This is a genomic window from Micromonospora sp. NPDC005197, assembly GCF_040608295.1.
Lineage (GTDB): Bacteria > Actinomycetota > Actinomycetes > Mycobacteriales > Micromonosporaceae > Micromonospora.
Genome location: NZ_JBEXHY010000006.1, coordinates 93,805 through 114,173 on the forward strand (window position 1 = coordinate 93,805; position 20,369 = coordinate 114,173).

15 protein-coding genes and 2 pseudogenes are annotated in these 20,369 nt (G+C 72.2%); 6 read left to right on the plus strand and 11 right to left on the minus strand.

Translation table 11 applies throughout. The annotated features are described in order from the left end of the window. The first annotated feature begins 95 nt into the window (after positions 1–95). Entirely contained in the window at positions 96–266 is a 171-nt protein-coding gene (locus ABZU46_RS04635; RefSeq protein WP_354855093.1) for a hypothetical protein, read from the plus strand. Between the two features lie 33 nt (positions 267–299). Here the strand turns inward: ABZU46_RS04635 and ABZU46_RS04640 are convergent, their stop codons facing one another. The 3 genes from ABZU46_RS04640 to ABZU46_RS04650 form a co-directional block, all read right to left on the minus strand. Then, on the minus strand, positions 300–1,163 hold the full coding sequence (locus tag ABZU46_RS04640; RefSeq protein WP_354855094.1) for an alpha/beta fold hydrolase: 864 nt from the start codon (positions 1,161–1,163) through the stop codon (positions 300–302). Positions 1,164–1,264: 101 nt separating this feature from the next. Next, positions 1,265–2,521 (minus strand): hypothetical protein, encoded by a 1,257-nt coding sequence (locus ABZU46_RS04645; RefSeq protein WP_354855095.1) that lies wholly within the window; start codon positions 2,519–2,521, stop codon positions 1,265–1,267. Between the two features lie 149 nt (positions 2,522–2,670). Next, entirely contained in the window at positions 2,671–3,351 is a 681-nt protein-coding gene (locus ABZU46_RS04650) for a hypothetical protein (RefSeq protein WP_354855096.1), read from the minus strand. Positions 3,352–3,566: 215 nt separating this feature from the next. Between ABZU46_RS04650 and ABZU46_RS04655 the strand changes: the two genes are divergently transcribed. The 5 genes and pseudogenes from ABZU46_RS04655 (at position 3,567) to ABZU46_RS04675 (ending at position 11,841) form a co-directional block, all read left to right on the plus strand. Beyond that, positions 3,567–5,666, plus strand: coding sequence for a hypothetical protein (locus ABZU46_RS04655; protein WP_354855097.1), 2,100 nt, complete (start codon positions 3,567–3,569; stop codon positions 5,664–5,666). Positions 5,667–5,882: 216 nt separating this feature from the next. Next, positions 5,883–7,940, plus strand: a complete 2,058-nt coding sequence (locus ABZU46_RS04660; RefSeq protein ID WP_354855098.1) for a DNA topoisomerase IV subunit B — start codon at positions 5,883–5,885, stop codon at positions 7,938–7,940. 112 nt (positions 7,941–8,052) lie between these two features. Continuing rightward, positions 8,053–8,307 (plus strand): annotated as a pseudogene (locus ABZU46_RS04665) (DNA gyrase subunit A); the annotation flags it as partial. Beyond that, positions 8,281–9,114, plus strand: a pseudogene (locus ABZU46_RS04670) (LAGLIDADG family homing endonuclease); the annotation flags it as partial. The pseudogenes ABZU46_RS04665 and ABZU46_RS04670, both read left to right, overlap by 27 nt. A 144-nt stretch (positions 9,115–9,258) precedes the next feature. After that, positions 9,259–11,841 (plus strand): DNA topoisomerase (ATP-hydrolyzing), encoded by a 2,583-nt coding sequence (locus tag ABZU46_RS04675; protein WP_354855120.1) that lies wholly within the window; start codon positions 9,259–9,261, stop codon positions 11,839–11,841. 113 nt (positions 11,842–11,954) lie between these two features. Here the strand turns inward: ABZU46_RS04675 and ABZU46_RS04680 are convergent, their stop codons facing one another. From ABZU46_RS04680 to pseB, 8 genes are all read right to left on the minus strand, one after another. Next, entirely contained in the window at positions 11,955–12,590 is a 636-nt protein-coding gene (locus tag ABZU46_RS04680) for an alpha-ketoglutarate-dependent dioxygenase AlkB (RefSeq protein ID WP_354855099.1), read from the minus strand. Between the two features lie 34 nt (positions 12,591–12,624). Then, positions 12,625–13,284, minus strand: a complete 660-nt coding sequence (locus ABZU46_RS04685; protein ID WP_354855100.1) for an HAD family hydrolase — start codon at positions 13,282–13,284, stop codon at positions 12,625–12,627. 53 nt (positions 13,285–13,337) lie between these two features. After that, positions 13,338–14,396 (minus strand): spore coat protein, encoded by a 1,059-nt coding sequence (locus tag ABZU46_RS04690; protein ID WP_354855121.1) that lies wholly within the window; start codon positions 14,394–14,396, stop codon positions 13,338–13,340. Further along, positions 14,393–15,115, minus strand: coding sequence for a glycosyltransferase family protein (locus ABZU46_RS04695; protein WP_266251487.1), 723 nt, complete (start codon positions 15,113–15,115; stop codon positions 14,393–14,395). The genes ABZU46_RS04690 and ABZU46_RS04695 overlap by 4 nt, the downstream gene beginning before the upstream one ends. Before the next feature lie 77 nt (positions 15,116–15,192). Continuing rightward, positions 15,193–17,022, minus strand: coding sequence for a class I SAM-dependent methyltransferase (locus ABZU46_RS04700; protein ID WP_354855101.1), 1,830 nt, complete (start codon positions 17,020–17,022; stop codon positions 15,193–15,195). Then, on the minus strand, positions 17,012–17,863 hold the full coding sequence (locus ABZU46_RS04705; RefSeq protein WP_354855102.1) for a hypothetical protein: 852 nt from the start codon (positions 17,861–17,863) through the stop codon (positions 17,012–17,014). Before ABZU46_RS04705 ends, ABZU46_RS04700 begins: the two co-directional genes overlap by 11 nt. A 10-nt stretch (positions 17,864–17,873) precedes the next feature. Beyond that, on the minus strand, positions 17,874–19,031 hold the full coding sequence (locus tag ABZU46_RS04710) for an aminotransferase class I/II-fold pyridoxal phosphate-dependent enzyme (protein ID WP_354855103.1): 1,158 nt from the start codon (positions 19,029–19,031) through the stop codon (positions 17,874–17,876). After that, positions 19,028–20,011 carry a UDP-N-acetylglucosamine 4,6-dehydratase (inverting) gene (gene pseB, locus ABZU46_RS04715; RefSeq protein ID WP_354855104.1) on the minus strand — a complete coding sequence of 328 codons (984 nt, stop codon included), beginning with the start codon at positions 20,009–20,011 and terminating at the stop codon, positions 19,028–19,030. The genes ABZU46_RS04710 and pseB overlap by 4 nt, the downstream gene beginning before the upstream one ends. Positions 20,012–20,369: the final 358 nt, after the last annotated feature.

Below are 20,369 nucleotides of genomic sequence, written 5' to 3' on the forward strand. Positions count from 1 at the left end.
GACGTACGGGCGTCGCGGTCGGAGACCGCCGCCGGGAGGAGTTGTCCGCGCGGTGGCGGGTAGATCCGTCCGACGCCGACGGAGAGGGGAACGCGATGTCGCAGCCGGATGAGGTCCGCGAGAAGACCCCCAAGACCGACGCGGTGCTCATGCACCCGAACAACGATCCGCACCGGAACACCGCGGAGGTCGCGCCGCGCAAGGACCACGCGCAGATCCAGGTGGAACGCGACGACGAGCTGGTGCCGCTGGACCCGGAGGAGTGAGCGGGGCGGGCCGCCCCGAGCAGCCGGTACGGCTCAGCGGGGCGGCAGGTCCGCGGCGAAACGGGCGATCCGCCCGGCCAGCGGCGCGCCGGCGCGGACCCAGGTGAAGTGGTCCAGCGGCGCCCCGGCGTCCGCCACCGTGTACCGCTCGCGGGTCACCGGTGCCGCGGTGAGCTTCGCGCAGAGGTGGTCCATGGTCTCGTGCGGGGTGTACTGGTCGTCGTCCACGCTGATCGCCAGCACCGGTGTGCGCACCGCGCGTACCGCCGCTTCGGTGTCCGTGCCGTCGAGCCGGGGAAAACGGCCGGTCCGCGCGGTGTGTGCCCAGTCGCGGATCACGCCGCGCGCCTGCCGGCCGCCGAAGCCCCAGCCCGGCCAGACGCCGAGCAGCGCCGCGGTGGCGGCGATGCCCTGGGTGTACGGCAGCACGCCGAGCCCTCGGCGACCCGGATAGGTGCGCCAGTACGGGACGCCCACCGCGATCAGCGCCAGAGCGTCCACCGCGTCGCCGCCGTGGCGGGCGAGGTGCAGCAGGGCGGCCTGCCCGCCGAGGGAGTGACCGAGCAGCACCCGGGTACGCCCGTCCAGCCGCGGCTTGAGCGCCGCCAGGACAGAGCCGACGTCGCTGGCCAGCTCGGCGTAGCCGTGCCGGTCGGCGCGGCTCGGGGCGGGCGTGCTCGCTCCGGTCCCCCGCAGATCCGCGACGACCACGGCCAGGCCGGCGGAGCGCAGCGCGGCGGCGAACGGCTGGTAGTAGCGGGCGCGGACCCCCATCGCGGGCCAGATCACCACCACGGGCGCGCCGGGCGGGCCGGCCGGCTCGGGATAGACCTGCATGCCGAGCCGAGCGCCGTCGACGTCGACGAACTCCTGCGCGTACTCCGGATCCCCGTTCACCGGCCCAGCCTACGGCCCGACGTTACCGGCGGGTAGCCGAGGCGGTCCGGACGCGGCGGAGGCCCCGCCGGGTGGCGGGGCCTCCGGTGGCGCGCGACCGGTCAGGAGACGGAGATCGTCCCGTCACCGGCGCGGACACACGACACCGCGCGGGCGGCGGTCACGGCCGCGCCGGCGAGGCACCGGCCGAGCACCTGGTGCCCGGTGGCGTTCGGGTGCCACGACTCCTGGCAGGTCTGGAAGTAGCTGACGCACGTGTTGGCGATCCGCTGAATGGCGATCTTGTCCTTGCCGGCGAGGCTGGTCACGAAGGTGCCGGTCGCGCCGTCCTGCAGCCGGATGGGCGTGGCCAGCGCGCCGGTCGGGCTGGACGTCGACTCGCACAGCCGCGCGCCGTCGAAGGCCCGCTGCACGTTGAGGTAGACCAGGTCGTCGGCGGGGAACTCGGCGGCCAGGGTGTCCCGAGTGGACTTCACGATGCCACCCAGGCCCTGCGAGAAGCGGTGCCCGGGGGCGAGGCTGGCCCGGTGGATCGGGCAACCGGCGGCGTACCGCTCCGCGCCGAGGTCACGGAACTTGTCCCGGGTGTCGTCCCGGCCGTCCTCCTCGTAGTACACCGGGTTCAGGTCCAGCGGCAGCGGGTTGGTGTAGTCCTGGAACACCACCCGGTGCTGGCCGTCCGCGTCCACCTGGTCGAGGGTGGTCAGGATCTGGCGTACGGCGGCGGTGGTCTCCGCGGTCGCGGCGCTGAGCTGTGCGGCGGTGGCCAGGTCGGCGTCGCTGCACGGCTTCTGCTCCACCGGCCCGTTCAGGTACGCCCAGAACTCCCACCAGCCCGTCCAGGCGTCGGCGATGAAGCGGTTGGCGCACGTCTCCGCGACGCTGCCGAAGGTGAACGAGCTGTTGTTGGAACCCAGGCCGATCAGCACGAGGTCGATGTCCTGCGTCTGCGCGACGGCGCGCAGCTGGTCGAGCTGGGCGGCCACGGTTCGGCCGTTGGCCCGCGCGCCGGAGGCGGTGGCGATGTCGTGCGGCTGGCCGCCCGAGCAGGCCAGGTTGAACCGGTTCTGGATACCCGGCAGGTTCGCCTGGTTGAGCGAGGCGTTCGCCGACCGGTGGCAGAAGTACGCGTTGTTGTTCGGCGCCGTCCAGCCGGGGAAGCCCTGGGCGACCCCGTTGGCGTCGACCACCGGGGTGTACGCCCCGGCGCCCTCGCCGCTGATGAAGCTGTCGCCGAGCGCCACGGCGGCGGTGGGCAGCGCGGCGGTCGCGGGGGCGGGCAGCGCGACGGCGGTCGACAGCGCTGCCGTGACGATCGTGAGTGCCGCGGCGAGCGCGGTACGGCGGAACCTGGGCATGGGGCTCCCATCCAGCGAAAGATGAAAGATTCTCTGAGAGCGCGATCAGATCACCCCTGTGCGACGGGCGTCAATGGCCCGTAACGGAACCGTTCGATGAAAGACACACACGTCTGGTGCGCGCGGCCGTCGGTTGGTCGGTCGGGCTGCTAGCGGCGGCGCAGCGCGGCGGCGCCGACCGTGTTCAGACCCACACCCCAGATCAGCAGTACGCACACCCACTGCACCCACCGCAGCACGCTCATCTCGCCGGAGAGCAGGTTGCGCACGCTGCCGAACGGGGTGAGCCACGGCTGCGCCGGGCGCAGGGCTTCCACGGCCCCCAGCAGCGCGAACAGGGCCAGCGGCAGGACGATCGTGGCGAGGAACGCGACCACCGGCGACCGCAGCAGCAGGCCCAGCCCGGTGCCCACGAAGCCGGCGACGATCTGCACCAGCACGCTGCCCACCGCGACCGTTCCGGCGAGCCGCCAGGGCTCGTCCGCCACGTCGGCGGGAGTGAGGGCCAGCGTCGCGGCGCAGATCAGCACTCCCACGACGCCGATCACCGTGGCCGGCAGCACCACCGCGAGCACCGTCGGGACGACGTGGACGGTGCCGGACGCCCGACGCAGGTCGCGCACGAGCAGGATGCCGAAGAGTGGCGTGAGGACCGACATCACGCTCTGCACCGTGCCCGAGAGAGCGGCGAACGTCCGGTCGGTGGGCGCCGCGGCAGCGACCAGCGCCACGGCGCAGAACAGCCCCACCACCAGGGTGCCCACGAGCAACCACCGCCGGGCCCGCGTGCCGAGGGACCGTCGCAGGGCGTCGCGTGTCGGCTCGTCCACCACGATCACCTTCCGACGGCTGGTCGGGTAGGTGAGCCTACCGTCGACGGTATCCGTGCGTGGTCCCGTGATCACCGCTGTGCCGTATACGGCACCTCGCTCCATTTGTGCTCACCGGATGTGACAGACGTGGACAGTGGCCGATATCGCTCTCTAGAGTTCCCCCGTCTGGCTGTCTTACATCCACGGGGGTTGCGGTGGCCACTGGCCGCTCCATGCATGCTGTCCACATCCAGAGACCGTCCACTCATCACCGACCATCCACGCACCGCCTGCTCGCCGCCGGGATCGCGGCGTCCATCGGCGTCACTCTGCTCGCCGCGCCTGCCTCGGCCGCGTCGGCGACGGTGACGGAGGGCACCGCCCCGCGCGGCACGGCCGGCCGGGAGGCCGTCCAGGCAACCACCACGGCCACGCGTACCGGCCAGCGGGTGGAGGTCGTCTCCGCTCGCACCGAGCTGACCCAGGTCTTCGCCAAGCCGGGCGGAGGCTTCGTGGCCGAGACCGCCGCCGTTCCGCAGCGGATCCGTCAGGGCGACGGATCCTGGTCCGACGTCGACCTGTCGCTGCGGCGCGACGCCACCGGCTTGCGGCCGGCGGTCTCCCCGGCCAATGTGCTGTTCTCGGCCGGTGGGCGCGGTCCCGCGGCCACGTTGACCACCGGGAAGAGCACGATGACGTTGGGCTGGCCGGGCGGGCTGCCCGCGCCGACCGTGTCCGCGGACGCGGCCACCTACCCCGAGGTGCTGCCCGGTGTGGACCTGGTGCTGACGGCCACCCACACCGGCTTCACCCACGTTCTCGTGGTGAAGGCCCCGCAGGCCGCGACGAACCCGGCGCTGCGGGAAATCCGCTTCGACCTCGGCGGTGACGCGCGGGTCCGGCGGGAGGCCGACGGCTCGCTGCGGGCGCTCGCCGGTGGTGCCGAGGTGGCACGGGCCGCGACGGCGGAGATGTGGGACTCGACCGGCTCCGTCGGCGCGCCTCGTGCGGCGGCAGCCTCCTCGCCGTCCGGTCCCGGCGTCGCCGCCCGTACCGCCCCCGTGTCGACCGCCGTCGACGAGGCCGGTGACCTCGTGCTGCGCCCGTCGGCAGGCCTGCTCGATCCGGCGAAGGCGACCTTCCCGGTCTACATCGACCCGGCCTGGTCCGCCAGCCCTTCCCGCTGGGCGTACGCCACCAGCAACAACTCCACCAACAGCGACACCACGGCCGCCCGGGTCGGTAAGGACGCCGACTCCGGAGTCACCTACCGCTCCTACTTCGAGTTCCCGATCAGCGCCCTCAGCGGCAAGATCATCAGGTCGGCGTACGTGCAGGTGGTGGCGACCCACACCTGGTCCTGCTTCGACACCCCGACCTACCTCTACCAGTCCGGCGCGATCACGAGCACCCCCCGCACCGCCTGGGCGCCCGCGCTGACCACGCTGCGCGCCTCCGCGAGCTCACACGTCCGCGCAACGGGCTGCATCGACTCGCCGCAGCCGCCGATGAACGTGCGCTTCGCCGGCAGCGTCGCCGCCGGCCTCAGCAGCGCGGCGGCCGCTCACCAGACCTCGATCACCTACGGCCTCTGCGCGTGCAGCGACTCGTCCGGGACCGGCGAGAGCACGGTGGACCGGTGGAAGAAGTTCGATCCGAGCACGGCACGCCTGGTGGTCGACTACGACACCGCGCCCAGCCAGCCCACCGCACTCCAGGCCGGCGGTGCGGCCTGCGTCACGGGCGGCCGCGTCACCCTGGGCACCGCGCCGACCCTCTCCGCCGTCTTCCCCGACGCGGATGCCGGCCAGGTCCTCCAGACGGCGTACGAGCTGTTGGAGATCCCCGCCTCGGGCACCTACGACAGCACCACGCCGCGGATGACCGCGCCGACGGGCTCGACCGTCACGGCCGGCGCCCGGTCCACCACGGCTGCGGTGACCGGCACGGCCAATGGAAAGTCGTACGCCTTCCGGACGCGCAGCGATGACGGCTACCTGCTCAGCCCGTGGTCGGCGTGGTGCGAGTTCTCCATCGACAACCAGCCGCCCACGGTGAGCGTCGACGCGGTCACCAGTCCCGCCCCGCCCGGCCAGCTCTACACCTACAAGCTGCGCTCGCCGGACCTGGACGTGGTCAGCTTCCGCTACGGCTGGAGCAGCCCGCCCACCGAGGAGGCGGAGGCGGGCACCAGCCTCGGCTGGACCGGCAAGACCGTCTCGGTGACCCTGGCCACGCCGGCCTACGGCACCAACACGCTGTACGTCGCCGCGGTGGACAGCGTCGGGAACGTCGGCTACGGCTCGCTTGTTATCCAGGTGCCGACGCCGTAGGGCGGCCGACCACCAACCGGTCACGGCGCGGCTGAGGCGTCGAAACCGGACAACACCACACCGCGTCGAGGCCCGCATCCGCAACGAGGATGCGGGCCTCGACTGCGGGGTGCCGTCGTCGTGTCGCATCTGCCGGTTAGGCTCGCTGCGGCGCGCGCCGGCCGACCGACAGTTCGGACGCGGCACCACACCGCCGAGACCGGGGAGTACGACCAGTTGACCGCAGAGCCTGACACCCTGTACGGGGCCGATGACCTCACCCACCTTGAGGGGCTGGACGCCGTCCGCAAGCGGCCCGGCATGTACATCGGTTCCACCGACAGCCGTGGCGTGGGTCACCTCGTCAACGAGATCCTCGACAACTCCACCGACGAGGGTGTCGCCGGTCACGCCACCACCGTCGAGGTGATCCTGCACGCCGACGGCTCGGTGCAGGTCGACGACGACGGCCGCGGCATCCCCACCGACGTGCACGCCAAGTCCGGCATCTCCGGCGTCGAGCTGGTGCTGACCCGGCTGCACGCGGGCGGCAAGTTCGGCGGCTCCGGCTACAAGACCTCCGGCGGCCTGCACGGCGTCGGCGCCTCGGCGGTCAACGCGCTGTCCCGCCGCTTCGACGTGACCGTCCGCCGAGCCGGCAAGGTCCACGCGATGTCGTTCCGGCACGGCGTTCCGGGGATCTTCGACGGCGACGGGCCGGACGCGCCCTTCACCGCCGGCCCCGGCCTGCAGGTGGTCGGCGCGATGAAGCGCGGCCAGCGCACCGGCACCTCGATCCGCTGGTGGCACGACGCCCGCTACTTCGAGACCGGCGCGGCGCTCGACGTCGACGCCGTGCGGATGAAGCTGCGTAACACCGCGTTCCTGGTCCCCGGCGTGACGTACCTGCTGCGCGACCTGACCGGCGAGGCCCCCGCCGAGGAGCGGTTCCACTACCCCAACGGGCTCAGCGACATGGTCGAGTTCCTCGCACCGGCCGGCGACCGGCCGGTCTCCGGCATGCTCCTGGTCAACGGCGAGGGGACGTACCGGGAGAACGCCGCCGACGCCAACGGCGTCATGCAGTCCAACGTGCAGCGTCGCGCCGAGGTCGAGGTGGCGTTCCGGTGGGGCACCGGCTACGAGCGCACCGTCGAATGCTTCACCAACACCATTCGCAACGCCCACGGCGGCACCCACCGCAAGGGCTTCGAGCGGGCCCTCGTCCGCACCCTCGCCGACGCCGTCCGCAACACCCGCGGCCTGCTCAAGGCCAAGGAGGAGCCGCCCACCCTGGACGACGTCCTGGAGGGGATGACCGCCGTGGTGCACGTGCGGATCCCCGAGCCGCAGTTCACCTCGCAGACCAAGGACGAGCTGTCCACGACCGGCATCACCAAGGTCATCCAGACCCTGGTCGACGCGCACGTCAAGGCCTGGCTGGAGGACCGGCGCACCAAGGCCGAGGCGCGCGTCGTCCTGCAGAAGATCGTCGACGCGGCGCGGGTGCGGCTCACCCAGAAGCAGCAGAAGGACGCCGCCCGGCGCAAGACCGCCCTGGAGGGCGCGTCCATGCCGCCGAAGCTGGTCGACTGCCGCGCCACCGGGATCGACCGCAGCGAGCTGTTCATCGTGGAAGGCGACAGCGCCCTCGGCACGAGCCGCATGGCCCGCTCCTCGGAGTACCAGGCGCTGCTGCCGATCCGGGGCAAGATCCTCAACGTGCAGAAGGCCAACCTCCAGCAGGTTCTGGACAATGCCGAGTGCGCCGCCATCGTCCAGGTGCTCGGGGCCGGCTCGGGGCGGACGTTCGACCTCGCCGCGCTGCGCTACGGCCGGGTGCTGATCATGGCCGACGCCGACGTGGACGGCGCGCACATCCGTACGCTGCTGATCACCCTCTTCGCCCGGTACATGCGGCCGTTGATCGAGGCCGGTCGGCTCTACGCCGCCATGCCGCCCCTGCACAAGATCACCACCAAGGGGCGCAACCCGCAGACCGTCTACACCTACACCCAGGCCGAGATGGAGGCGACGGTTCGCAAGCTGGAGAAGGCCGGCAAGCAGATCGTCACGCCCATCCCACGCTTCAAGGGCCTCGGTGAGATGGACGCCGACGAGCTGTGGGACACCACGATGAACCCCGCCACCCGCGCCGTCCGCCGGATCACCCTGGACGACGTGGACGCCGCCGAGCGCATCCTCGAACTGCTGATGGGGGAGAAGGTCGAGCCGCGCCGCAACTGGCTCATCGACTCGGCCGACCGCGTCGACCGCGATGCGATCGACGCATGAGCGAGCGGCAGCGAGCGAATATTCGGAACAGTGCGACGGTGCCTCAGGGCGTCGCGCAGCGAAGCGGAGCGACGGCATGAGCGCCGCTGCCGTCCGAGGGGAAAGCTGAGTCATGGCACGCCGTAAGGAAAACAAGGTCGACCTCTCCTCGTTCGACCAGGCCGGCGCGCGGGTCTTCGACAACCCGCTGGTCACCGAGGTCTCCGACTCCTACCTGGAGTACGCGTTCTCGGTCATCCACTCCCGCGCCCTGCCCGACGCGCGCGACGGCCTCAAGCCCGTGCACCGGCGCATCCTCTGGTCGATGTACGAGCAGGGCTACCGCCCCGACCGAGGGCATGTGAAGTCCGCACGCATCGTCGGCGACTGCTTCGTCGCCGGCACACTGGTCTCCACGCCCGATGGCCTGCGGCCAATCGAGGAGATCGAGGTCGGAGACCTCGTGCTGGACGGCGAGGGCGCGTCGGTCCCGGTTACCACCGTCTTTCGTAATCCGAATTCTGACCTCGTTCGCGTCACCTGGAGCAATGGGCACACGATGCTCGTCACCCCGGGCCAACGTTTCCGGGTGGTCGCGGATGACCTCTCCGTGCAGTGGGTCGAGGCTCGGGACCTTGCGGGACGCCTTGCGCTGGCCTATGGGAGCCGCCGTACCGAGGTGTCGCCGCATCCTGGCGACGTCTACGACTACGTGCGCGGGCTGCTGGTAGCCGAGGGTTTCCCGGTCGACCGGAACCGCACAGCGGACGGCCGGGTCCGCATCCACATGTGTGACATCGAGCCGCTTGATGTCGCTCATGGCTGGGCTATCGCCAGTGGATTGAACGTCTCCCGCGGAAAGCGTGAGGCTGCCAACCCCCGTCATCGCGACCAGCACATTTTGACTTTCAGCCGTAACCAAGGGCTGTTGGAGGTTACTGAGCCGCTCAGCCGTGACAAGCACGTGCCGCGCGACATCCTGGGCAACCGATCGGCGTGGGCGCCGTTCCTCGCTGGCTTCTTCGATGGCGACGGCTACGTCCGCAAGCGGTTCCGAGAGATGGTTTTCGTCAGCACCAGCAAGCTACTGGTGCGGCAGATATACGCCATGCTCGCCGACCTAGGTCTACACGGGCACTACTGGACCAGCGGTCGTCATTCTGATGGACACCCGCTTCACGGGCTCTCCGTATCCGGACGTGACGCCGCTGATCTCGCCCGGATGTTCCTGCCGTGGGTGCGAATCGGCTACAAGCACGATGGCCTGCAACGGGTTGCGAACATCGACTATCGGTATAGCGGCAAACAAGGCAATGACCGGTTGCCGTACGGCCCGGTGATGGCGGAGCTCACCGCAGCGCATCAGGGTGGCGGATGGTTTCGGGATCAGGCCGGACAGGCGTTTCGTGCCTCGCTCTCGGCAAGCGGCGGCCCGAAGGTGCGGTATGGCAAGGACCGCAACGGCAATCCGCTCGCCGAGCGGTCGTTCCAGTTGGAGCGGGCGGCCCGGGACGGCTGGGTCCAGAAACTCCACCGGCTCGGCTCGCCGCTCGCCGCTCGGCTGGATGCGCTGGTCGGTAGTGCTTTTCTGCGGGTCACCTCGGTCGAGGTGGTGCCGCCCGACGTCACGTACGACATCCAGGTGGGCAGTGACGAACACGCCTTCGTTGCTGAGGGCTACGTGGTGCACAACTGCATGGGTAAGTACCACCCCCACGGTGACACGGCGATCTACGACGCGATGGTCCGCCTCGCGCAGGACTTCTCGCTCAACGTGCCGCTCATCGACGGCCACGGCAACTTTGGATCCCAAGACGACGGTCCGGCTGCCTCAAGATATACAGAAGCGCGGATGTCCCGCGAGGCGATGCTGCTCGTCGGGGAGCTGGGCGAGGACACCGTCGACGTCGAGCCCAACTACGACGGGTCGTTGACGCAGCCCACCGTGCTGCCGGCCGCCTTCCCCAATCTGCTGGTCAACGGCGCGTCCGGGATCGCGGTCGGGATGGCCACCAACATGATCCCGCACAACCTCGCCGAGGTCGTCTCGGCGGCCCGCTGGCTGATCAACCACCCGGACGCCACCCTGGACAAACTCATGGAGTTCGTTCCCGGCCCCGACCTGCCTACCGGAGGCGTGCTGCTCGGCCTGGACGAGGTGCGCCGCGCGTACGAGACGGGGCGCGGCGTGGTGCGGATGCGCGGCAAGGTGGAGATCGGCCCGATCGAGGGCAGCCGGGGCCGCCAGGCGATCACCGTCGTCGAGTTGCCCTACGGCGTCGGCGCGGAGAAGGTCATCGCGGCGATCACCAATGAGGTCACCAAGACCAAGCGGCTGACCGGCATCGCGGACGTCAAGGACCTCACCGACCGGGAGAGCGGCACCCGGTTGGTCGTCGAGTGCAAGGTGGGGGTCAACCCGCAGGCGCTGCTCGCCGACCTCTACCGGTTGACCCCGCTGGAGCAGTCCTTCGGTGTCAACAACCTGGTGCTGGTCGACGGCCAGCCCCGTACCCTCGGGTTGAAGGCGCTGCTGGAGGTCTTCCTGGCCCACCGGTACGACGTGGTCACCCGGCGCAGCTCGTACCGCCGCCGTAAGCGCGAGGAGCGGCTGCACCTGGTCGACGGCCTGCTGATCGCTCTGCTGGACATCGACCGGGTGGTCCGGTTGATCCGCGGCAGCGACGACGCGCAGGCTGCCAAGGACGGGCTGATGAGTCAGTTCGGCCTCTCCGACATCCAGGCGACCTACATCCTGGACACTCCGCTGCGCCGCCTGACCAAGTACGACCGGATCGAGCTGGAGGCGGAGCAGGAGCGGCTGCGCGCCGAGATCACCGAGCTGTCCACGATCCTGGACGACGAGCGGGTGCTCAAGAAGCTGGTCTCCGACGAGCTGGCGGCCGTGGTCAAGCAGTTCGGCACCGAACGGCGGACGACGCTCGTCGACGGCGACCTCAAGGAGGTGCTCGCGGCGTCCGCGCCGGCCGGCCCGCTGGAGGTTGCCGACGACCCGTGCCAGGTCATCCTCTCCGCGACCGGGCTGGTCGCCCGGACCGCGGCCGAGTCGGAGGAGAGCGCCGAGGGGCGCCGGCGCAACGGCCGGGTCAAGCACGACACCGTACGCGCGATCGTGCACTCCACCGCCCGTGGTCGGGTGCTGCTGGTCACCAGCGCGGGTCGCGCCTTCAAGATCGACGTACTGCCGCTGCCGGTGCTGCCCGAGCAGGCCGGCACGGTGTCGCTGCGCGGCGGCATGTCCGCCGCCGAGCTGGTGCCGCTGGAGGCGGGGGAGACCGTGGTCGGTCTGGCGCCGCTCGGCGGTGCGGCGGACACCTCACCCGGGCTGGCGCTGGGCACCCGACAGGGCGTGGTGAAGGTGTGCGCGCCGGAGTGGCCGGTGCGGTCCGACGAGTTCGACGTGATCGGCCTGCGCGACGGTGACGAGGTGGTCGGGGCGACCTGGCTGACCGACGGCGCCGAGACGCTCACCTTCGTCACCTCGGAGGCGTCGTTGCTGCGTTTCGCCGCCGGGCTGGTGCGCCCGCAGGGCCTCAAGGGCGGCGGGATGGCCGGCATCAACCTGCCGGCCGGGGCCCGGGTGGTGTTCTTCGGCGCGGTACGCACCGACGACGCGGGGCACGGCGAGCCGATGGTCGTCACGTCCACCGGGGCGACGGTCAAGGTGACGCCGTTCAAGGCGTACCCCGCGAAGGGCCGGGCGACCGGCGGCGTCCGCGCGCACCGCTTCCTCAAGGACGAGACCGACGTCGCCGTCGCCTGGGTGGGGCCGCGCCCGGTCGGCGCGACCGGCACCGGCGAACCGGTGGAGCTGCCGGCAGCCGACCCCCGCCGCGACGGCAGCGGCTTCGCCGTGATGCTGGGCCCAACGGTGGTAGGCCACCTCATCGAACGCGACTAACCCCACCCCCAACTCGTTGATCATGAAGTTATTGCCGCGACACGCCGATGGCGGTGGCAATAACTTCATGATCAACCCGGGGGTGGGGTGGGGTGGGGTGGGGTGGGGTGGGGTTAGGCGACGTTGAACGGGCGGAACTGGACGCTCACCCTCGGGCCTACCGGGCGGGTGGTCTTGGGGATGGCGTGTTCCCAGGTGCGCTGGCAGGAGCCGCCCATCACGATCAGGTCGCCGTGGCCCACCGGGAACCGCAGGCTGTCGCCACCGCCGCGCGGGCGCAGCAGCAGCGGCCGAGGTGACCCGAACGAGACGATCGCGACGACGGTGTCGCTGTGCGCGGAGCGGCCGATGGTGTCGCCGTGCCAGGCGACGCTGTCCCGGCCGGAGCGGTAGAGACACATGCCGGCGGTGACGAACGGCTCGCCCAGCTCGGGCGTGTAGTGCCGGGTCAGCGCCGTCCGCGCCGAGGTGAGCACGGGGTGCGGCAGTTGCCGGTCGACGCCGTACCAGCAGAGCAGGCGGGGCACGTCGACCTCGCTGTCGTACATGGTGCGTCGCTCCGCGCGCCACGGCACCTCGGCGAGCAGGGTGTCGAGGACCGCGTCGGAGCCGCGCACCCAGCCGGGGAGGTGGTCGACCCAGGCGCCCCGGCTGAGCTGGTGCCGCCGGAGCTGGCCGGGCAGGGGCCCCAGGGTCGGCTCCGTGTCGGTCAGGTCGAGCATCGACGGCTGGTAGGCGGCCTGCGTCATGCAGCCACCCTAGCAGCACTTTCGTACACCCGTGCTAGGCCGCTGCTGCCGCGTTGTGCTTGGCCACCAGGTCCGGAAGGTCGTCCAGCGCGTCGATGCGGAACAGGCACTGCTCGGCCACGGCCGGCATGTCGAGGATGTGCCCCCACGGGCCGCGCCGGATCAGGCACGTCTTCATGCCGGCCTCGACGGCCGGGCGTACGTCGTTGTCGGGCCGGTCGCCGACGTACAGGATCGACGACGCGTCGCCACCGCCCGCCCGGACGACCCGGTCGAAGAAGGCCGGTAACGGTTTCGCCACGCCCCAACCGGTCGAGGTGCCGATCATGTCCACGGAAAGGTCGAGGGCGTGCAGGAGCGCCTCGGCGTGGGCGGGTTGGTTGCCGGCCAGGCCGACGAACAGGCCCTGCTCCTTGAGCGCGGTCAGGCAGCCGCGCGCGTCGGGGTAGAGATCCTCCTCGCCGAACCACTCGGGTTCGCCGGCGGCGGCGCGACGTTCCAGCTCGGCGGTGAGGTCGAAGTCGGGCCGGAAGGCCCGAAACGTGTCCTGGTAGTCCTGGCCACGGGCGATCACGGCACCGAGGACCGCCGAGAGCGTGTGCCGTGGAACGCCGAACCAGTCCGCCCAGCCCGCGAACTCGCGGGACTCGTCGAGAATCGTCCCGCCGACGTCGAAGAAGACCGCTCTGATCACGTGCGTCCCCCGTTCGCCTGGTCGACGGATCATAAGCGGGAGAACGCGCGTCGTCAGTCCGCGACGGCGGCCGGGCGTACAGCGTCGAACACCGCGTCCACGACCCGCGCCCGGCCCCGGCCGTCCACCGTGGACCAGGCCCGCGCGGCCAGCGTCGCGCGGCGCTGCGGCGAGCTGAGCAGCCCGTTGAGGGTCCGCGCCGCCGTCGCCCGGGCGGCCCGCCCGGGCACCCCGGCGCCGGTCAGCTCCGGAAGTTCGCCGAGGCCGGCGGCCAGACCGTGCTGGACCACCCGGGCGTACGACTCGCGTTGGTTGTCGACCACGCAGACCAGCGCGGCGGGCGCGCCGAGGCAGCACAGTTCCCAGGTGGAGGTGCCAGCGGCGCTGACCACCAGGTCGGCCCCGGTGATCAGGGCCGGCAGCGAGCCGGTGGGCGGGACGGGACGGACGATCTGCCCCCGCCCGGGGGTGATCGTCTCCAGCTCGGCCTCGATCTCGGGTCGGCCGACGACGACCGTGAGGTCCATCGGGTGTCCGGTGGCCAGCAGCACCCGGGTCAGCACCGGGGCCGCGCCGACCGCGTCGGTGCCGCCGAAGAAGGCCAGCACCCGGGGCCTGCTGACCGCCGTGGCGGGCCGGGGCGTCGCCGGACGGGCGGTCACGACCGAGTCGCGCAGCAGGGCGTACCCGCTGCCGGCGAGCAACCGCCCGGGCAGCGCCGGGAGCTGGGCCCCGAAGTTCTGGTCGAGGTAGAGGTCGGCGTCCTGGCCCCGGCTGTCCCCGTCGATGACGGCGAGGGTGAACACCCCGGCCGCGCGCAGGGCACCCGCGCCGGCCGGGTCCAACTCGTAGGAGTCGACGACCATCACGTCGAGGTCGTGTCGTCGGGCCGCCTCGACCAGCTCGGCCGGCGACTCGGGGCCGGGGTGCAGTCCGATGCCGCGCGCGGCCAGTTCGGCGGTGGCCCAGCCGAGCCGTTCCACAGTGCCGAACACCGCGACGTGGGCGCCCCGGGCCAGGAACTCCTCGGCGAGCGCCAGGCAGCGGACGAGGTGCCCGACGCCGCGCCGCGGCCCGGCGTCGCAGCGCAGTCCGACCCGTAGCGTGCTCAGGACTCCTCCAGCCGCTTCTGGCGTACGTCGGCGTTGAGCGCGCGCAGCCGCGGCTGCCCGTCGAGCCAGTCGGCGAGCTTGGCCAGCGGCACGCTGACGTCGCCGAAGTGGTCGGCGACGGCGCTCACCAGCGCCCAGTCCTGCTCGGTGTCGAGGGTCAGCCGCAGCGCCGAACGGTCCGGGGTGAGGGTCACCCCGAGCACCCGGAACAGATCCGGATGGGTGTACGCGTACGAGGTGACGTGCACCCGGTGGTGACCGGTGGCGAGCCGGTCGAGGGTCCGCAGGGTCTCCGCGCGGATGATCTCGACGTCCAGCCCGCGGGGCAGGGTCCGGGCGATCGACGTGCTCGCGTAGTCCAGGCCGGGCACGGCCCGGTACACCGAGGCGACCAGCGTGATGATCTCCGGGTCGAGCAGCGGACAGTCGGCGGTGAACCGCATGACCGCGTCGCCGGGGTGTGCGGCGAGCGCGCCCACGAACCGGCCCAGCACGTCGTCGACCGGCCCGCGGTGACACGGCACGCCGAGCCGCCGGCACTCGTCGACCACCGCGTCGTCGACGGTGTCCGTGCTGGTCGCGACCACCAGGTCGGCGAGGACGCCGCTGTCGCGGGCGGCGCGGACGACGCGGCCCAGCACGGACCGCCCGGCGAGCGGGCGGAGCACCTTGCCGGGTAGCCGCGACGAGCCCATCCGGGCCTGCACGATCCCGACGATCCGGGGCCCGACGGCCGCTCCCGTGTCGGCCGTCGGGTCCGGTCGGCTCGCCGTCACGGACGCGTTGTCGTCGCCGGTCACTGCTGCTCCTCCTGCCTCGGCGCGAGCGCCGCCCGCGCTCGCCGCTTGGCGGCACGCGCACCCCGCTTGGCCAGCCGGGCCGGGGTGATGGCGAGCCGGCCGACGCGGTAACTGATGGACCCGCTGAGCAGGCCGATCTTCGCCTCGGCCCGGCGCAGCGCCCGCTCCCGGGAGGTGAGCAGCTCGTCGGTCCATCGGGTCAGGGCGGCGAGCCGGCTGATCTCCTCGCGTTGCCGCAGCCACGCCTCCCGCAGCTGCTGGTAGCTGCGCGCGCCGACCGGCGGGTCGGTCGGCTCGACGGCCTGCAGCTCGGCGGCGAGGGTCGCGCGGCCGTTGGCGTCCAGGCCGTGCAGCGTGGCCGCGATCGCCGCCTCGGCCTGCACCGCCTCGGCCACGGTCGCCCGGTCCAGGTCGTGGCCGGCGAGCCCGCCGAGCACCACGGTCAGGCCCGCGACGTCGAGAGTGGACGACCACGGGTGGGCGTACCCGCCGGTGAGCAGGGCCGCCGCGAAGCGCCACAGGCCGCGGGCCAGCACCACGTCGCCGGGCAGCGTGTCGGTGGCCCGCCAGCTCGGGTCGAGCACCGCGTACCGTTCCCCGCTGACCACCATGTTGTCGGTGCTGGCCAGCGCCGCCGCGCCGGCGAGTCGGCCGTCGGCGTCGGCCTGGCCGGCGAGCCAGCCCGCGTACCCGTGCAGCAGCGTGCGCAGCGTCGCCAGGTCGCGGCGCAGCGCGGCGTCGAGCAGCAGGGTGTGCAGCAGCCGCCCGGTCGGCACCGGCCCGGACAGTGCGGCCGGGTCCCGGTACGCGGCTTCGCGGCTGGCGAACGGCGCGGCCGGCGTGCTCGTTCCGGCGCCGGTGCCGGCGCTGTGGCTCCACCGCCAGCCCGACGGGCCGTCGAGCACCTCCAGCACACCGATCCCGGGCTGGCCGGACTGCCCGGTCTGCGCCAGCGCCACCGGCAGGTCCCCGTCGACGGTGGCGTCCGTGGGCCCACCCGGTCGACGGGCCAGCATCAGCCAGGCCGGCGCGAGATCGGCGGCACGCCCGGCGTGCAGGGCGTCCACCGCCAGCCGGGCCGGGTCCTGGAGCACGGTCGCGGTGCCGAAGGCCCCGGCGCAGGCGCCGTGCAGCACCGCGTCGAACAGCCCGCAGCCCGCGCCCCGGTCGAGCTGGTCGGCGTCGAGCAGCGCCGTCGCGGTCGCGCCGTCGGGGTACGCGGCCCAGCAGGCAACCGAGCGCAGCCCGGCGCCGGTGAGCCGCTCGCGCAGTTGGTCCCGGTTGGCGGGGTGCGCCTGGTCCAGCACGCCACCGATCACCCAGGCGGAGTCGTCGCGGGCGGCGTACCAGGGGGTGGTGGCCACCAGCCGGTGCAGCCCGAGCGGGTTGTCCAGGCGCAGCAGCAGCGCGCCGCCGGGGCGTACCGCCGCGACCAGCCGTGCCAGCACACCGTCCCAGCCCAGCCGGGTGCCCTCCACCGACTCCACCGGGTCCAGTCCGGCGGCGGCGATCACCACGTCGTACGTCTCGTCGTCGGGCAGCCCGGCCGGGCCGCCCACGACCACGCGGGCGGCCCGCTGAGCCAGCGCCACCGCGTCCGGGTGGCTGCGCAGCAGGCAGGTCACCTCGGCGTGGGCGAGCCGGACGAGCAGCGCCGGGTCGTGCGGGCCGGCCAGCAGGACCCGGGCGCCGGGCGGCACGATCCGGGCGGCCAGCGCGGCGAGGGGCCCTCCGTCGGCCAACCGCTCCTTCGGCAGGTCGGACCAGGCCAGCATCTCGCCGCCCGGCAGGGTGATCCGGCCGGCGGGTGCCGTCTCAGTCGTCACTGTCGTCCTCTTCTTCTTCCGGAAGGTTCGCCCAGCCGAGCAGCTCCCGCAGCTCGGGCGGTGTGCAGCGGTGGTCGGTGCCCAGCTCCGCGCGGGCGATCGAGACGGCGGTGGGCAGGTCGACAGTCGCGCCGTGCAGTTCCGGCCACTGCCGCCGGATGCGGGCGGTGCCGCCGAAGGTCGGGTCCTCGTTGGACAGGATCATCGGGTCGCCGTAGACCGCCGGTTCGCAGCCGGCCGCGATGCCGTAGAAGATCGCGCTGGTCAGCCGGTTGGATGCTACCCGCCGGTGCCGGCGCAGCTCGGTCAGCTGCTTGTCGAGGAACTCCGGGTCGGTGTCCTTCCACCAGTGCCCCCGGTAGCCGTGGCAGATCACCCGGAACCCGGCGCGTTCGTAGAGCCGGCGGACGTGGCGCATGCCGTACTCGTGCCAGTAGAGGCAGACCGTGACCAGGCCGGGCTCGGTGTCGCGGATGCGGGCGATCAGCTCCCGGTGGTCGCCCTTGACGTGCTGGCCCTCCCAGCCGTGGAACGGGTACCAGATGGTGCCCTCCCGCTCCTGCGCCGGCGGGTTCTCCGGCCGCATGGCCAGCAGGTAGGTGAACGGGGCGCCGATCACGACGACGTTGCGCCGCCCCACCGACCAGGCCCGGCGGCGGGTCTGCTCGGACCAGAGCAGGCTCGGGGTGCCCTCGGCGTACGGGTGGCCCGGCGCCAGGCCGTCGCCGATGTTCCAGCCGTGCTGCACGTACCCGTTGATTCGCGGGGGATGCCGGTCGCCGAGGCCGGCGTAGCGGGCCAGCACGTGGGCGTGGCCGTAGAAGTGGTTCGCGTGGTGCATCAGGTTCCCATCAGGCGGCGGTACGCACCGAGCCGGCCCGCAGGGCCACGGCCAGCGCGTCGATGACGCGGTCCTGGTCGGCGTCGCTGAGTCCCGGGTACAGCGGCAGCGACAGCTGCTGGGTGTAGAACGACTCGGCCACCGGGCACGATCCGCGCCGGTAGCCCAGGTCGGCGAAGGCGGGGTGCCAGTGCACGGGCAGGTAGTTGACCTGCACGCCGATCCCGGCGGCCCGCATCCGGTCGTACACCTCGCGGCGACGCCCGTCGAGCACCCGGATCGGGTAGAGGTGCCAGGCCGGGTCGGCCCACGACTTGCGGGTCGGCAGCAGCACGCCGTCCAGGTCGGCCAGCGCCTCGTCGTAGCGGGCGACCAGTGCGCTCCGGCGGGCCTTGAACGCGGCGAGCCGGCGGAGCTGGCTGCGGCCCAGGGCGCACAGCACGTCCGGCAGGCGGTAGTTCAGCCCGAACTCGTGCACCTCCTGGTGCCAGCCACCCTCGTCGGCGAAGCGCAGCTCGGCGCGGTCGCGGACGACGCCCACGCCGCGGAACCGGCGGGCCCGCTCCAGGATGCGCGGATCCAGCGCGGCGACCGCGCCGCCCTCGGCGGTGGTCAGGTTCTTCGTGGGGAAGAACGAGAACGTGGTCAGGTCGGCGAGCGAGCCCACCGGACGGCCGTGGTACGCCCCGCCGATCGAGTGCGCCGCGTCGGCGAGCAGCACCGCGTCCGAGCCGTCGACCGACGTGCGCAGGGCGTCGTAGTCGGCCGGGTGGCCGGCGTAGTCGACAGCGGAGACGACCTTGGTACGCGAGGTGACCGCCGCGGCGGCCGCGGCCGGGTCCAGGCAGAACGTCTCGTCCTCGACGTCGGCGAACACGATCGTCGCGCCGAGGGCGACGGCGCTGCTGGCGGTCGCCACGAACGTCATCGGCGGGACCACCACCTCGTCGCCCGGTCCCACCCCGGCGGCCGCGTACGCCACGTGCAGCGCCGCGGTGCCGTTGGAGACGCTGGCGACGCCGACCCCGCCGGTCCACCTGGCGAGGTCGGCCTCGAACGCGTCGACCTGCGGCCCGGTGGTGAGCCAGTCGCCGCGCAGCACGTCGGCGACGGCCGCGATGTCGTCCTCGCTGATCGACTGTCGGCCGTACGGAAGCATCGCTGTCATGCGGTGAGGCCGAGCATCTCGCGTAGCTGCTGCACGCTGAGCCACTCGTCGTTGGTGTCCGACTGGTAGGCGAAGCCGTCCGGCACGGGCTCGCAGTCGACCGGCGGCTGGTAGCCCCAGCCGGCGATGGTCGGCTGGACGATGTAGCGGTCCTTGGCGCGCAGCGTCCGCCGGCTGTCGTCCGGGGCGATCATCTCCTCGTGCAGCTTCTCGCCGGGCCGGATGCCGATCTCGTGGGTGGTGGCGTCCGGCGCGACGGCCTCGACCAGGTCGAGGATGCGCATGCTGGGAATGCGCGGCACGAACAGCTCGCCGCCCTGCATCTGGTCGAACGAGTCCATGACGAACTGGACGGCCTGCTCCAGGGTGATCCAGAACCGGGTCATCCGCTTGTCGGTGATCGGCAGGCTCTTGCCCTCGGCGGCCAGCCGGTGGAACAGCGGGACGACCGAACCGCGGCTGCCGACCACGTTGCCGTAGCGGACGACCGCGAACCGGGTCGGGTGGTGCGCGGCGTAGTGGTTGGCCGAGACGAACAGCTTGTCGCCGACCAGCTTGGTGGCGCCGTACAGGTTGATCGGGCTGGACGCCTTGTCCGTGGAGAGCGCGATGACCTTCTTGACGCCGGCCTCGATCGCGGCGTCGACCACGTGCTGCGAGCCGGTGATGTTGGTGGCGATGAACTCCGACGGGTTGTACTCCGCCGTGTCCACCTGCTTGAGCGCGGCGGCGTGCACCACGTGGTCCACGCCGTGCATCGCCCGGGTGAGGCGGTGCCGGTCCCGGATGTCGCCGATGAACCAGCGCAGGCGCGGGTCGTCGCCGAGCTGCTGGCGCAGCTCGTACTGCTTGAGCTCGTCGCGGGAGAAGACCACCACCCGGGCGGGGTCGGCCTCGGTGAGGATGTGCCGGAGGAAGGTCCTGCCGAAGGAACCCGTTCCCCCGGTGATCAGAATGGACGATCCATTCAACTCACTCAATTTGGTGCTCCCGTGATCGTGGATGAACCGGCGGCCCTCGGCCGGCCGACCGGGGTGAGACGCTAACCCCGGCGGGTTAACGCCTCGGCGCTCGCGGGTTAACCGCTGCCCCTGCCGTCGTGAATGGCGAGCAGCGCGCGGGCGAACACTTCCAACCGTCCGGAAAGCGGGCTGACCAGGCCGGAAACGGCCGCTACAGTGGCCGCGCGAGCGACCCGCAGCCTCTGCGCGCCGTCGTTTCCCGCGTTCACCCGACATCCGCACCGCCTCGGTGCGAGCGGGTCATCCCCGAGCGTCACCGGCCGGTAGGCGTGCCCACCGGTGGGCACGCCCGTCCGGCACGGCCGGCAGTTCAGGA

Excerpts from the sequence above, each read along its gene's own strand:
- ABZU46_RS04710 (WP_354855103.1), bottom strand. The coding sequence starts at position 19,031 with ATGACAGCGATGCTTCCGTACGGCCGACAGTCGATCAGCGAGGACGAC.
- ABZU46_RS04680 (WP_354855099.1), bottom strand. The coding sequence starts at position 12,590 with ATGACGCAGGCCGCCTACCAGCCGTCGATGCTCGACCTGACCGACACG.
- ABZU46_RS04675 (WP_354855120.1), top strand. The coding sequence starts at position 9,259 with ATGGCGGAGCTCACCGCAGCGCATCAGGGTGGCGGATGGTTTCGGGAT.
- ABZU46_RS04645 (WP_354855095.1), bottom strand. The coding sequence starts at position 2,521 with ATGCCCAGGTTCCGCCGTACCGCGCTCGCCGCGGCACTCACGATCGTC.
- ABZU46_RS04635 (WP_354855093.1), top strand. The coding sequence starts at position 96 with ATGTCGCAGCCGGATGAGGTCCGCGAGAAGACCCCCAAGACCGACGCG.
- ABZU46_RS04655 (WP_354855097.1), top strand. The coding sequence starts at position 3,567 with ATGCATGCTGTCCACATCCAGAGACCGTCCACTCATCACCGACCATCC.
- ABZU46_RS04705 (WP_354855102.1), bottom strand. The coding sequence starts at position 17,863 with ATGCACCACGCGAACCACTTCTACGGCCACGCCCACGTGCTGGCCCGC.